1 protein-coding gene is annotated in these 15,622 nt (G+C 65.0%); it reads right to left on the bottom strand.

Features of this window, described 5'->3' with window-relative positions; translation table 11 throughout:
• The coding region (locus ILT44_RS19980) for a hypothetical protein (protein ID WP_307826591.1) at positions 1–15,425 on the bottom strand (15,425 nt) is incomplete at its 3' end.
• Positions 15,426–15,622: the final 197 nt, after the last annotated feature.

The following is a 15,622-nucleotide window of genomic DNA, read 5'->3' as shown; positions in this document are numbered from 1 at the left end:
GCATTGGCCAGCGCGCTGAGGCTGACGGAAGCACCGTCCTCGCTGGCAAGCCCCTCCACCGCACCAGACACAACCGGAGCGTCGTTCGTTCCCGTCACGGTGACGGTGATGGTGCGCTCCGCATATCCCTCCCGTCCGTCGGAGAGGCGGATCGTGAAGGTCTCCACCACCGTCTCGTTCGCGGCAAGCCTGTCGATCTTTGCGGAATCGACCGAGTAGGTCCAACGGACCCTGCCCTCGCCGCCGATGCCCGTGGTGTCGGTGAGCACCGTCGACAGCGTGCCAAGCGGCTCGGCGGATCGAGGCACCACGACGACCGCATGGAGGTCGTCCAGATCGGCATCGACGAACGACAGCTCTCCCGATGTCGTGACTGCATCCGTCCCGGTCAGCGGCTCGATCGCGTAACCCGCCGTGTCGCCCGAGGTGAATTCAGGCCGTGCATTCGCGGCAGGAAGTAGCTCCGTCACCGTGACGAGGCCATCCGAGAACTGGACGAACTCGACCTCGTGGACCGTGTCGGTCCCGTCGGGCGCGCCATCGCGGATGTCGATGATGCGGAACGAGTTGCTCTCGAGCCGCTCCACTCGATAGTCGGCGCGTGTCCCGGTCAGCACGATCACGTCATCATGATTGCCGCCCTGCAGCGTGTCGTCGCCCGCACCGCCGTCGAGAGTGTCGGCCCCATCGCCGCCGTCGAGGATGTCGCTTCCGGCATGGCCCGTCAGGCTGTCGTTGCCGCCGAGGCCCAGCAGGATGTTCGGCTCCGCATCGCCCTCCAGGGTGTCGTCGGCGTCCGAGCCGCGGTTGGCCACGCCCGTGTTGCTCTCCGTCGGAATGAAGACTTCGGTGCCGAAGCGCAACTCCTCCACGTTCACGATGTGATCGAAGCCGTCGCTTCCGTTTTCCGGGAAGTTGTCGACGACGTAATAGCCGCCCTGGCCGTCGCGGGTCACCGTGTACTGGCTGCGGGGTCCGGCATAGGCCGCGATGTCGTGGCCCTTGCCGCCATCGATCACGTCGTCGCCGGCCCCGCCCGTGAGCAGGTCGTCACCCTCGCCTCCGTTGAGGATGTCGATGCCGTCGCCGCCTTCCAGGGTGTCCGCCCCGTCACCACCGCTCAGGGTGTCGTTTCCGGCACGGCCGCTGACTAGGTCGTTGTCGGCACCGCCGTCGAGGGACTCGCCACCGTAGTCGCTGCCGGACACCGTGTCGTTTCCGGTGCCGCCGAAACCGATGGATCCGGCTGCCGCCCATAGCTGGTCGTCGCCGTCACCGCCTTCGAGGGTGCCCGAACCGATCAGGGTGTCGTTGCCTTCCTCACCCTGGAGAAGGTTGAGGCCCTGCTCGTCCGTGAGGGTGTCGTTGCCGGCACCGCCCTGCAGCGTGTCATCGCCATGCTCGCCCTGGATCCGGTCGTGCCCGAGGCCGCCCACCAGCAGGTCCTGGTTGTTGCCGCCGGAGATGTTGTCGTCTCCGTCTCCGCCCAGCACCGTGTCGTTGCCGAAGCCGGCCGCGACAGTGTCGTTGCCAAGGCCGCCTTCGATCGAATCGGCCCCGTCACCACTGTCCAGGATGTCGTCACCGTCACCGCCGTCCAGCGTATCGCCCGCGGACCCGCCGCTCAGCACGTCATGGCCGGCGCCGCCCCGCAGCAGGTCGGCGTCGCCACCGCCCTCAAGCCGATCATTGCCGGCATCGCCGTCAAGGATGTCCGCGCCGTCGCCACCCTGCATGATGTCGTCGAGCCCGGTGCCGGCACGGGTGTCGGCCTCCGCCGTTCCGACGATCAAGCTTCCGCCGGCGGCCACCACGTCGCCGTCGATGAACCGCAGGGTCTCGACGCCGACCAGGAGGTCGCTGCCGGTATTACCCCGGTTCGCGATAACGCGCAGTCCGTCCGGCGTTTGCGTAATGGTGTAGTGACCGCGCAGTCCGTTGATGACGACGACATCGTCCCCGATGCCGCCGCTGAGGATGTCGTCGCCGGCTCCGCCCGTGAGCGTGTCGTCGTCGGCGCCGCCGTCGATCAGGCCTGAGCCCGTGAGAACGTCATTGCCGGCGCCGCCGATCATGACGTTGTAGCCGATCAGGTCGGTGATGACGTCATCGCCGGCATCGCCGGACAGCACGTCATCGCCCAGACCGCCGTCGAGGCTGTCATCCCCCTGGCCACCCATGAGGACGTCGGCCCCTTCGTCACCGTAGAGCCGGTCGGCACCGAGGTCGCCCGCGATCACGTCATTGTCGGCGCCGCCATGGATCAGGTCGTCGCCGGTTTCACCGTCCGCATCGCCGCTGATGACATCCTCGCCCGCGCCACCGAGAACCGTGTCCGATCCCTCGCCGCCGACGATCACGTCGTCCCCGACGCCACCGTCGATGAAGTCGGTGTCATCGCCGCCGTGGAGAATGTCGGCCTCGGTTCCACCATGAAGGGTGTCGCTCCCGGCTCCGCCGATGATCAGGTCGGCTCCGGCAAGCCCGTGGAGTTCGTCGTCGCCCTCGCCACCAAGGATGCTGTCGTCGCCCGAGCCGGCATTGGCCAGGCCGTTGTTCGAATGATCCGAGATGATGTCGCCGCCGGCCGTGCCGACGATCGTGATTCCTGGGTTGGCCTTGGCCGTATAATCCGCGTCCGCAAATTCAAGGGTGCGGATGCCGACCAGAATGTCGGTGCCATCCGGCGACCCGGCCCGGTTGTCGGTGACCGTGACGGTGCCGTCGTCATTCTCGACCACCGTGTAGTCATTCCGGTTACCCGAATAGCGCACAACATCGAGGGCATCGCCCCGGATCTTGTCGTTGCCGCCGCCGCCGATGAGAACGTCGGCGCCCGCTCCGCCCATCAGGGTGTCGTCGCCCTCGCCACCGTCAAGCGTGTCGTTGTCGGCCCCGCCATCGAGCCTGTCATTACCGTAGTTGCCATGGATGACGTCATTGCCGGCCCCGCCATCGAGCTGCTGGCTGCCATCCGCCCAGCCCGGTCCCCAGCCTGCAAGCGTGTCATCGCCCGAGCCTCCCATGCCCTGGCCGCCGTCACCGACGAGCAGCGTGTCACTGCCCTCGCCCCCGGAGAGCACGCCCCAACCGGCCAGATGGTCGTTTCCAGCATCGCCGGTGAGTTCGCCCGAACCGTACAGAGCGTCGTCGCCGTCGCCGCCGGCAAGCACGCCGGTGCCGGACAGATTATCGTCACCTGAATCGCCCGCGAGACGGCCGTCACCACTCAGGGTGTCGTTGCCTTCGCCGCCCGACAGCGAGTTCTCGCCTGCGCCAGCGGATATGACATCGTTCCCGTCGCCCCCTTCGATCACGTCATCGCCGCTGCCGCTCGTGATGGTGTCGTGTCCGCCGGCTCCCGTAATGGTGTTGGCTCCTTCGCCGCCGTGCAGAATGTCATCACCCAAGCCGCCATCGACGCTGTCGTTGCCCTCGCCCGCCTGAACGACGTCGTTGCCGTCGCCCGCATCGATGGTGTCGTTGCCGCCATCGCCGACGATCTGGTCGTGGCCGTCAAGCCCGGACAGAAGATCGTCACCGGCGCCGCCGACGACGCTGTCGTCGAAGGCCCCGCCCGTAAGGGCGCCACCCGTGCTGGCAACACCGCTCACGATGCGGCCCGTCTCGGCCTCGGAGAGGACGAAGTCGATGTCCGGGAAGCGCGCGGTCTCGACGCCCGTCAGTGTATCCGTTCCCTCCTCGGACCGGTTCGCAACCGTAATGTATGCGCCGGTCACCGCATCGAAGATGACGGAGTAGTGATCGCGCTGGCCGTCGAGGATCGCGATGTCGGATCCTTCCCCGCCGTCGACCGTATCGTTCTGCTGGCCGCCGCGGATCGTATCGCTGCCGGTTCCGCCGCTCAGGGTGTCATAGCCCCAGCGCCCGTCGATGCTGTCGTTGCCGTCCTGGCCGGCGAGGTTCTGATCGCCGTCATAGACGTGGTACCCATCCCAGCCGACGAGCGTGTCGTCGCCGATCCCGCCGGTGCCGGTGCCGCCGTGCCCGACGTGGAGGGTGTCGTTCCCGTCACCTCCGGACAGGGTGCCGTAACCTGAAATCCGGTCGTGACCTGCATCACCCGACAGGCTTCCGGTGCCGGTGACCGTGTCGTCACCCTCGCCGCCGGACAGCACACCGGTGCCCGACAGATAGTCGGATCCGAGACCGCCCTCGAGCGTGCCGTTGCCGAAGAGGCTGTCATCGCCCGCTTCGCCCTGAAGCAGGTTGGCACCGCTGTGATCGCTCAGGACGTCATGGCCGTCGCCGCCGAGGAGCGTGTCGGCACCGTGCCCGCCCTCAAGGGTGTCATCGTCGGCCTGCCCGAGAAGCCGGTCGCTTCCGTCACCACCATAGAGGTGATCAAGGCCTTCGCCGCCGTCCAGGGTATCCGCCCCGGAATCGCCGTTGAGCACATCATTGCCGGCCTCGCCGGAGATCCGGTCATCGGCATCGTCGCCGGAGAGGCGGTCGTTGCCGCCGCGACCCTGGAGGGTGTCGTTGCCGCTATCACCGACGAGAATGTCGTCGGCTTCGGATCCCGTCAGGGTGAAGCCGGCATTGGGGCTCGGATCCAGGGCCAGCTCGCCGTCATTGAACACCGCAAGCTCGACGCCCACGAGCGTGTCCGTGCCGTCCGGCGTACCGGACCGGGTGTCCGTGACGGTATAGGTGCCATTTTCATTCTTGATGATGGTGTAGTCGGCCTTTGCTCCGGAGAACACGGTCTTGTCGTAGCCGGAGCCACCGTAGATCATGTCGTTCCCGGCACCGCCGGCAAGCGTGTCATCGCCGGAGCCGCCGAGCAGCGTGTCGTCGCCCCAGTAGCCATCAATCGAGTCGGCGCCAGACCCGCCGTCGAGCAGTTCGTTGCCGGACCAGTAATAAGTAGAGATCCGGTCGTCACCGTCGCCGCCGATGCCGACGCCGTCTGCGCCGACGTTCAGGAGGTCGTTGCCGTCGCCGCCCTCAAGCCTGCCCGAGCCGACGAGTTGGTCATCCCCGGCGTCACCCTGAAGGAGACCGGATCCGCTGATCGTGTCGGCGCCCTCGCCACCCTGCAGGGTGCCGTTGCCCGCGATCGTGTCAGTGCCGTCTCCACCGCGCAGGAGGTTGTTGCCGTCGTGGTCCGTGATCACGTCGTTGCCAAGGCCGCCGTCGACGATATCGTCACCTGCGCCGCCCGTGACGGTGTCGCGGCCGTCGCCGGCATCGATGCTGTCGGCGCCAACTTGACCATCGACCTGGTCGTCGCCCTCGCCGCCGGAGATCGTGTCGCCGCCGTCACCACCCGTGAGCACGTCATTCCCAGCATCGCCGGCAATCGTGTCTGATCCCTCACCGCCGTCGACCCGGTCGTGCCCGCTGCCTCCGGCGAGGACGTCGTCGCCTTCCGCGCCCGTGATGCTGTCGTCGAACGCTGTTCCCTCGAGGACATCCGCTCCGGACGTTCCCGTGCTGATCGCACCTGCCAGGGCAACGGAGGGTTCGAAATCGACATCGGTGAACCGCATCACGCTGATGTCGGAGAGACGATCCGTTCCGTCGCCTCCCCGGTTGTGCACGACCAGATAGCCCCCGCTGCCATCGTTGATCACGGAGTAGTGGTCACGGGCTCCTGAGAACGTCGCGACGTCGTATCCGGGCCCGCCGTCGATGGTGTCGTCGCCTGTGCCGCCGGTCAGGGTGTCGTCACCTGTGCCGCCGGCGAGGCTGTCGTGTCCGTCACCGCCGTGAACCGTGTCGCTGTCTGCGCCGCCGAGGAGCACATCCTCGCCGTAGCCGCCATCGATCAGGTCGTTGCCGGTGCCACCATCGAGCGTCTGGTCGCCATCACCCCACCAGCCGGGCAGCCACCCCATGAGTTGGTCATCGCCGGCACCACCGAAACCCGTGCTGCCATAGCGGACGTGGAGCACGTCACTGCCTGCGCCGCCATCGAGCGTGCCCGAACCGATGATGGTGTCGTCCCCACCATCACCTTGGAGCAGACCGGAGCCGTCGATCGTGTCGAGGCCCTCGCCGCCCGACAGCGTGCCTATGCCGCTGAGCCGGTCGTTGCCGGCGTCACCCTGCAGCAGGTTCGAGCCGTCGGCATCGGTCAGGACGTCGTCGCCGGTGCCGCCCAGAAGCGTATCGTCGTGGGCGCCACCGTCGAGCCGGTCGGCATCGTCCCCGCCGATGAGAAGATCGGAGCCGCTGCCGCCGTTGAGGGAATCGTCGCCCTCTCCGCCTTCGAGGGTATCGCCCCCCGAGTTTCCAGCGAGGACGTCGTTGCCGCCGTCACCGGTGATGTGATCCGCACCGAAGCCGCCGCTGAGGTGGTCGAAGCCGGCCTTGCCGCGGATGATGTCGTTGCCGGTGCCGCCGCTGAGCCTGTCATCGGCCTCCGTGCCGTCAATCGTGGCGCCGGGATTGACGCCGACGGCCTCCTCGCTGTCGGTGAAGCGGAGGAGCTCGACGTTCCTCAAGATATCGGTGCCATCCGGTGATCCGGCGCGGTTGTCGACAATGGTCGTGACGCCGTCGACCGTGATGACCGTGTAATCCGCTCTGCGGCCCGAGAGCTCGACGGTATCGTAGCCTGCGCCGCCATCGATGCTGTCGGAGCCCGCCCCGGCCAAGACGGTGTCCTGACCATCGCCGCCCAGCAGCGTGTCATCGCCCGCGCGCCCGTCCAGCGTGTCGTCGCCGGCGCCACCGTCGAGGAGTTCCACCCCCGACTCATAACCAGAATAGGTGCCGGTGAGGGTGTCGTTGCCCTCGCCTCCGAGGCCGGTGCCGTTCAGCACCGAGACCGTGTCGTCGCCGAGGCCTCCGTCCAGCGTCCCGGATCCGGCGAGGGTGTCGTTGCCCGCGTCGCCGGACAATTGACCGGTGCCGGTGACGTAATCATTGCCTTCGCCGCCGGACAGGGTGCCGGATCCGTGGACCTGGTCATCGCCGTCCTCGCCTGCGAGGAAGTTGTCGCCCTCGCCGTCGGATAGATAGTCGTTGTCCGCACCACCAAGCAGCGTGTCGTCACCCGCCTGGCCGTAGAGCCCATCGGCGCCCGCGCCGCCAGTGATCGAGTCGTTGCCCTGGTCGCCGTAGACCGAGTCGTTGCCGTCACCGGCCTCGATGGTGTCGGCACTCAGGGTCCCATAGAGCGCCTCACCATCCACTGTGCCGACGATCAGCCTGCCTTTGCCGTCGGGCGAATAGCTCGGGCTGAAATTGTCCACCGTCAAATCCGCAGGCTGCACGCCCTCCAGGACGAGGACGTCGATCCATCCCTGATCGGTGCCGCTGCCGTCCTGATCGATCTGGAGGATTGTCTTGCCATCCCGGGCCTCAAGCCTCACGTGACCCGTGAGGAACGGATTCGTGCCATAGGCATAACCCTGCACGTAGCTGAGGAGCCCGCTCAGGTCGAGCTGGTCGCCTGAGGCACCTGCCGTGAAGTCGGTGATCACATCCGCCGCAGATCCTGGATACCAGGACACATGGTAGGTGTCCTGACCATCGCCGCCAGAGAGGGTATCGGCGCCGGTACCGTAGGACACATTCCAGAACGTGTCGTTGCCCACGCCACCATCCTGAACGTTCGCGCCCTCATGGTCGTTCAGGGTGTCGTTGCCCTCTCCACCCGAGAGCGTGTCGTTGCCGGACTGGCCATGGAGGCTGTCGTTCCCTTCGCCGCCCAGGACGGAGTCGTGGCCAGATCCCGCATAGACCGTGTCGTCGCCGCTGAATCCGGAGATCGCGTCGGCCGCAACCGTACCCGTGAGATAATCATTAACACCGTCCGCACCATCGATGACGTTGACCTCGCCGGCCGGGGAGTGAGGCGGCACGAAGTTGCCGGCCACCAGATCCTCAACTGTCACGTTCTTTAAAACCAGCAGGTCGACGGGGATCCGCTCCGTGCCGGCACCGTCCCGGTCCGTCTGCAGCACAGCATCGGCGCCACGCTGCTCAAGGCGCAGGTATCCTGTGGTGAACGGATTCTCGCCCCAGACGTAGCCCGTCATGTTGTAGAGCGCGTTCGTCAGGTCGATCCTGTCGCCGGCCGTGCCGGTCGCGAAGTCGGTGATGGTATCGGCCACGTACGTGGCATCGGCCACCCAGTACACCGGGCTCAGGACATAGGTGTCCTGGCCTTCGCCGCCCGTGAGGGTGTCGGCGCCATCGCCATAGGCCACGTTCTGGAAGGTGTCGTTGCCGGCTCCGCCGTCGAGGACATTCGCGCCCTCGTAGTCGTTCAGGGTGTCGTCATCCTCGCCGCCCTGCAGAGTGTCGCCACCCGCTCCGCCATAGAGGCTGTCGCTGCCGAGCCCGCCCTGAACCAGATCGTTGCCGCCGTCGCCAGAGAGATAGTCGGCATCCGCGCCGCCATCCAGCGTGTCGTGGCCGGACTGACCATAAAGCTGATCGGAACCTTCGCCGCCAAGCATCGAGTCATGGCCGGCATCGCCCCAGAGAACGTCGTTGCCGCCAAGCCCGGAGATGGTGTCGTTGCTTGCGGTTCCGGTGAGATTGTCACCGGCGTCATCCGCGCCTTCGATGACCTCGCCCTCACCCGTATGGGAATAGCTCGGCACGAAGTTGTCGGCCGTGAGGTCGCCCGCGACCACGTTTCGCAGAACGAGCACATCGAGCCAGTTTTGATCCGCTCCGGTGCCATCGCGGTCGATCTGCAGCACGGTGTCGCCATCACGCTGCTCAAGACGCAGGTATCCTGTGGTGAACGGATTCTCACCCCAGGCATAGCCCGTCAGGTACTGGAGAGCATAGGTCAGATCGATCCTGTCCCCGCTCGTGCCTGCGGCAAAGTCGGTGATGGTGTCGGCGACCAGATCAGCCGCTCCCCATGAGAGGCTCAGCTGATACGTGTCCTGGCCCTCGCCGCCCGTCAGGGTGTCGGCACCGGTGCCATAGGAGACGTTCTGGAACGTGTCGTTGCCCTCGCCGCCATCCTGGACGTTGGGGCCCTGGTAATCGTTCAGGGTGTCGTCGCCCGCGCCGCCTTCGAGCCTGTCGTCGCCCGCGCCGCCATAGAGGGTGTCGTTTCCAGTGCCGCCCCGGACGAAATCGTTGCCGTTTTCGCCAGTCAGGTAGTCGGCATCCGCGCCACCGTCGAGGGTGTCATTCCCGGATTGGCCATAAAGATAGTCGTTGCCGGCGAGCCCGCTGATGGTGTCGCTGTTCGTGGTTCCCGTCAGGGAATCTCCGCCTTCAGTGCCATCGATGACATCTCCCTCATCAGTGAGGGAGAAGCCGGGCACGAAGTTGTCGGAGGTGAGGCTGCCAACCGTCACATTCTTCAGAATGAGCAGGTCAACCCAATCATTGCCTGTGCCGGCTCCGTCCCTGTCGATCTGCAGCACGGCGTCCGTTCCGCGCTGGTCGAAGCGGAGATAACCGGTGGTGAACGGATTGTCGCTCCAGTTGTAGCTGGACAGGCTGTAGAACGCGTTGCTCAGGTCGATCCGGTCGCCGCCTGCGCCCGGCGTGAAGTCCGTGACAGTGTCGGCCACATAGGTGGACTCAGAAACCCAGTAGTTCGGGCTCAGGTAATAGGTGTCCTGCCCTTCTCCTCCGGTGAGCGTGTCGGCACCGGTGCCGGATGCCACGGATTGGAAGATGTCGTCGCCAGCGCCGCCGTCCTGAACGTTCGTACCGTCAGAATCGCCGAGGATGTCATTGCCATCACCGCCCTGCAGCGTGTCGTCGCCTGCTCCACCGTAGAGAGCATCGTCCCCGGCACCGCCCAGAATGACATCGTTGCCGCTGTCACTGGAAAGGTAATCGTTGTCGGCACCACCATCCAAGGTGTCGTTGCCGGATTGGCCGTAGAGGCTGTCATTGCCCTCGCCGCCCGAGACCGAGTCGTGGCCCGCGTCAGCCCAAACGACGTCGCTGCCGCTCAATCCGCTGATAGTATCGTTGTCGACGGTACCCGTAAGCGAGTCATCGACACCGTCAGCACCATTGATCACTTTGCCGCGTCCGTCGATGGAATAGTTCGGTACGAAGTTGTCGGCAGAGAGATCTCCGGCTGTTATGTTCTTCAGAACCAGCAGATCAACCCAGACCCGCTCGACACCGCCTGCATCGCGGTCCATCTGGAGGACCGCATCCTCGCCCCGCTGCACGACCTGCAGGAAGCCCGTGGTGAACGGATTTTCGCTCCAGGAATAGCCCGTCAGGCTGCCAAGGACGCCATTGAGATCGATCCGGTCGCCGTTCTCACCGGCCGTGAAGTCGGTGATGGTGTCGGCCACATACTGCGCATCGGGGGCCCAGTAATAGGCGTTCAAGACATAGGTGTCCTGGCCCTCGCCGCCGGTGAGCGTGTCGGCGCCACTGCCGTAGGATACGTCCCGGAACGTGTCGTTGCCCGCACCGCCATCCTGGACGTTGACGCCCTCCCAGTCGTCCAGGATGTCGTCACCTTCGCCGCCCTGGAGCGTATCATCGCCGGCGCCACCGTAGGTGGTATCATTGCCTGTGCCACCCTGGACGAGATCATTGCCGTTGTCGCCCGAGAGGTAGTCGGCATTGGCACCGCCATCGAGGATGTCATTGCCGGACTGACCATAGAGAGTGTCGCTGCCGCTCAATCCGCTGATGGTGTCGTTGGCTGCCGTTCCCGTGAAGGAGTCATCCACGCCGTCCTGGCCGATGATGGTTTCACCTTCTTCCGTGAGGGGGAAACCCGGCATGAAATTGTCGACGGTGAGGCTGTCCGCCGTGACGTTCTTCAGAACGAGCAGATCGATCCAGCCGTTGTCCGCGCCGGCGCCGTCCTGATCCATCTGCAGGACGGAATCCGCACCGCGCTGCTCAAAGCGCAGGTAACCTGTGGTGAACGGATTATCGCCCCAGGTATAGCCTGAGAGGTTCGACAGCGTGCTGGTCAGATCGATCCGGTCGCCGCTCGCGCCCGATGCGAAGTCAGTGATCGTGTCGGCGACATACGTACCACCGACCTCCCAGAAGCCGGGGTTCAGATAGTAGATATCCTGACCTTCTCCACCAGTGAGCGTATCGGCGCCGGTGCCGAAGGATACGCCGGAGAACATGTCGTTGCCCGCACCGCCATCAAGGACGTTCGAGCCCTGCACGTCGTTCAGAAAATCATCACCCTCGCCGCCCAGGAGCGTGTCGTTACCTGAACCGCCAGAGATGTTGTCGCTGCCGGCGCCGCCCATGACGGAGTCGTGGCCGCCCGAGCCGTGCAGGTTGTCATTCCCGTCCTGACCGTCGAGGATATCGTTATCAGCGGTTCCGGAATGATAATCCGCGTCGACGGTGCCCGACCAGTTCTCGCCCTCGCCTGTCGGCGAGAAGCTCGGCTCGAAGTTGTCCCTCGTGAATGCATCGACATTGACATTGCTGAAGCGCAGAGCCGTGGTCCAGACGACCTCTTCAACCGCCGTCTCCGACACTTGGAGGATGGAATCCGCACCATCCTGGATCAAGCGCAGGTGGCCGCTCGCAAAGGGGCTTGCGTCGAACGGCAGATCGAAGGGAAGCACGTTGTAGATGCTGACGACGTCGCCACCCGGTCCGGTCTGGAAGTCGGTGATGACGTCCGCGGCATCGCCGCTCGACCAGTTCAGGGAATAGCGGTCCAGACCCTCGCCACCGGACAGGGTATCGGTACCCGAACCCGACGATGATACGTTGTAGAAAGTGTCCGCGCCGGCGCCACCATCCATGACGTTCGTGCCGGAGTAGTCGCTGAGTGTGTCGTCCCCGTCGCCGCCATTCAGTGTGTCGTTGCCGGAGCCGCCTTCGAGATTGTCGTTGCCTTGTCCCCCGATAATGCTGTCATGGCCGCTGCCGCCGAAAAGGAAGTCGTCGCCGCCTGCACCATCAACAGTGTCGTTTTCCGGGGTGCCGAACAGTTCCTCGCCGGACGCGTCGCCGATAATAATTTGACCGGTGCCATCCGGTGAGTATCGGGGATTGAAGTTGTCGGCGGCAAGAGTCGTGCTTTGGACATTCTGAAGCCTAAGCGCGTCTACCCAGTCGTCGCCTAGGGCATCCTGGTTGATTTGCAGGACGGCATCGGCGCCATCCTGAATGATGCGCAGGTGGCCGCTGATGAAGGGGCTGTCGCCTCCGTAGTAGTCGATGAGGTTCCAAAGGTTATCGAGGGAGATCAGGTCGCCGCCGGGTCCGGCCGCGAAGTCGGCGATCACATCGACGGCGGCATCCGGGGTCCAGGAGAAATGATAGGTATCCCGCCCGGCTCCGCCGGTCAGCGTGTCCGCGCCTGTTCCCTCGCCGACCCCGTAGACCGCATCGTCGCCGGCGCCGCCGTCGATGACGTTCGCGCCCTCGCTGTCCTGGAACTCGTCGTTGCCCTCACCGCCCAGCAGGGTGTCATTGCCCATCCAGCCGTTCAGATGGTCATCACCGCCCTTGCCTTCGACAAGGTCATCACCATCGCCAGCGAAAATGAAGTTGGCAGCCTCATCACCACGCAACGTGTCGTTGTAATGGGTGCCGTCGAGGTTCTCGATGTTGAGGTAGACGTCGCCTGCGGCGTCGCCCTGGTTGTTGGAGCCGTCGGAGAGATCCGCCACAACTCCGGACATGGCGGACCAGTACGTGGCCGTATCCTGCGAGGCGCCGCCGTCGAGCGTGTCGGCGCCGCTTCCGCCTTCGAGTTGGTCGTTGCCCGAGCCTCCCAAAAGGACGTCATTGCCGTCGCCGCCAGACAGGTTGTCCCCCTGCCACTCGCGGCGGACCTCAAGCACGTTGACACCGACAATGCCAGTGTTGCCCACGGTCTCGTCGAGCAGGCGCGGATCGTTGCTGGGCACAGGAATGCTGCCGGTGGCGCCCACCCCGTTGTCGTAGCTCACCGAGCCGAAGCTTTCGACGGTCTCATGCCGGACGACGACGTTGAAATCGCCGGTGCCATTGGTATTGCCGATCAGCTGCAACTGGAAGGCATTGCGATTTTCAGGGGTCGTGTAGTCCGATGTGTCGTCCCACGTGATCGTGATCACGTGGTTTTCGGGATCGAGGTGCCACCAGACGCGGCCGGAGCCCGTCGAATTACCGCCAGGAGTAGGCTCGGCGGGTGTGTTCCAGGTCACCCCATCGTATTGATAGGCGGCAATGTAGGGTGCATCCCACGGATAGGACGTCGCAGCGTCGAAGGTGATGAAGCCGTTGGTTGCAACCGCGAAGCTGGTCACGGTGCGACCGAAGAAGTTCAGCCCCTGCGCACCGAACACGCTGGTGAGATCGATGAGTTCCGAGACGTTGTCGTCTCCCTGCGCCAGCATGTTCTCGCCGAACCCGGCCGGGCCACCGAGACCATTGATCAGGGTATTGCCCGCTGTCAGATAGCCTGCGGCGGTCTCGGTGGTCACGAAGGGAGCTTGGACGTCAGCGGCGTCGAGGATGTCATCGCCTTCGCCGCCATCCAGGTAGTTCGCGCCCTCCCGGTCGATGATTGTATCATTGCCGAGGCCTCCCTGCAGATAGTCGGAGCCGCCACCGCCGTCGATGTTATCGTTGCCCTCCTCGCCGAAGAGGTTGTTGGAGAGATCGTCACCGGTGAGCGTGTCAGCGTTCGCAGTGCCGCGGACCTCCTCGATGTTGATCAGCGTGTCGGTGTCGCCGCTGGCACCCGTCGCGATTCCCGTCTGAAGATCGACGGAAACGCCATTGGTGTTGCCGGTGCCGGCATCACGGCGGTAATCGACCTGATCGAAGCCGTCGCCGCCATCGAAGGTGTCGTTGCCGGCAAGACCGCGGAAGCTCTGGAAGCCCGCGCCGCCGATGAAGGTGTCGTCACCGGCCGTACCGCGGACCCGCTCGATCCCGTCGAAGGTGTCGGTGCCGGCAGCGGCGTTGATCCCGCCATTGCCGTCGTTGAAAGTGACCGTTCCGGATCCCTCGACCTCCTGGGAGAAGGTGACGGTGATGCCCTTCGAGGTGATCTCGGCGTTGTAGCCGCGGTGATAGTTCAGGGCATCGACGGCGCGATACCCTTCAGGCGTCAGGCCGGTGCCGCCGCTGACGGTGTCATTTCCAAGACCGCCGATGAACGATTCCTCGCCGGAATCCGTCCCGATGAAACGGTCGTCATGGGCCGTTCCGATCGCGTCCTCGATTGCGATCAGGGTATCGACCTCACCGGTCGCAGGCGCGGTCTCCGACAAGCCGTTCCAGGCCTGGCCCTGGACCAGGTCGATGGTGACGCCGACGGTACGCCCGTCGCGCGAATAATCCACGAGGTCGAAGCCGGCGCCGCCATCAAGGGTGTCGTTGCCGCCCCGCCCGATCAGCGTGTCGTCGCCGGCATCGCCGCGCAGGCGGTTGGCGGCGTCGGTGCCGCCGAGCGTATCGGCGTTCCGGCTGCCGCGCAGCCATTCGATGTTGATGAGCTTGTCCTGGTCGCCATTGGCGCCCTGCGCCGTCACATAGCCGTTCGCGTCGACAACCGACAGGTCCACGACGACGCCGCTGCCGCCGACGGCGGCATCGTTGCGGTAGTCGACCTCGTCATTGCCTGTGCCCCCGTCGAAGGTGTCATTGCCGGCAAAGCCACGGAACCGCTGGAAGCCCTCCGCGCCCTTGAACTGGTCGGCATGAGCCGTGCCGTAGACGGCTTCGATCCCGGAGAAGGTGTCGGTCTCGGAGCCTCCCTCTCCCGTCACCGTGCCGCCGGCCGCGGACGTGAATTCAACCTTGATCCCGGTCGTCCGGGGCTCGGCGTTGTAGATGAGGTAATCGGTGTCGCCGCCGCCATCGATGGTGTCGTTGCCAAGGCCGGCGTAGAAGTCGTTCTGCCGGTTGTCGCCGACAAGCGTGTCGTCGAAGCGGGTGGCGTAGACACCGCTGACGGAATGCAGGATGTCCGTCTCAACGATGCTGCCGGCGTCATCGACGGTATGGACCACACCCGTTGCGTCGGAAGGATCTCCGTTGGCGAGATCAACGCTGATCCCCCGCGTGCGCGCCGGATCGTTCGAGTAATCGGCGTAATCGATGGTGTTGACGCCGTCGCCGTTGCCATTGAAGACATCGTCGCCGAGGCTGCCCACCAGGCGGTCGTCGCCGTAGCCCGCATTGATGACAGAGCCCTCGCCGAGAAGCAGGGAAAAGACATCATTGGGGGTGCCGGTTTCAACAAGCCAGGCGCTCTCGAACACGCTCAGGGGGACGTCCGCAACTTCGGTGAATTCTGCAAGGACGGTTGAGCCGTCGAGAAGAGTGACGCTGTGGATCGCATCGATGGCTCCCGCCGCACCGGCGGTTCCTGTCACCAGCACGGTCCGCATCTGACCATTGCTGGCCAGGAAGGTGTAGGTCTTGCTGGTGGAGGTGGCCTCGCCCTCGCTCACACCCGCGCCGGGGAAGAAATTGAACGGAGAGAAACCAAATGCATTAACGATGTTGAAAATAGCCACGGAAGCCCCCGAATTTTGACACTATTGGTACCTGACGCCCCCGCCTTTATGGATAACCCTTTAGGGGTAGAACTCAGGCCGGCGTGAAATCGTGAAAGACGTGTGATTTTCAGGACACACGGCCCTGGACGAGCGCTTGCGCGGACCTCACCGGACGTGGTGCGCTGGGACGCGCAAAGAGCGGGTGGAACGACGCG

Origin of the sequence: Microvirga arvi (genome assembly GCF_016892765.1) — a bacterium.
Lineage (GTDB): Bacteria > Pseudomonadota > Alphaproteobacteria > Rhizobiales > Beijerinckiaceae > Microvirga > Microvirga arvi.
The sequence above is the reverse complement of the archived record's forward strand: the minus strand, read 5'-3'. Positions and strand labels throughout refer to the sequence as shown.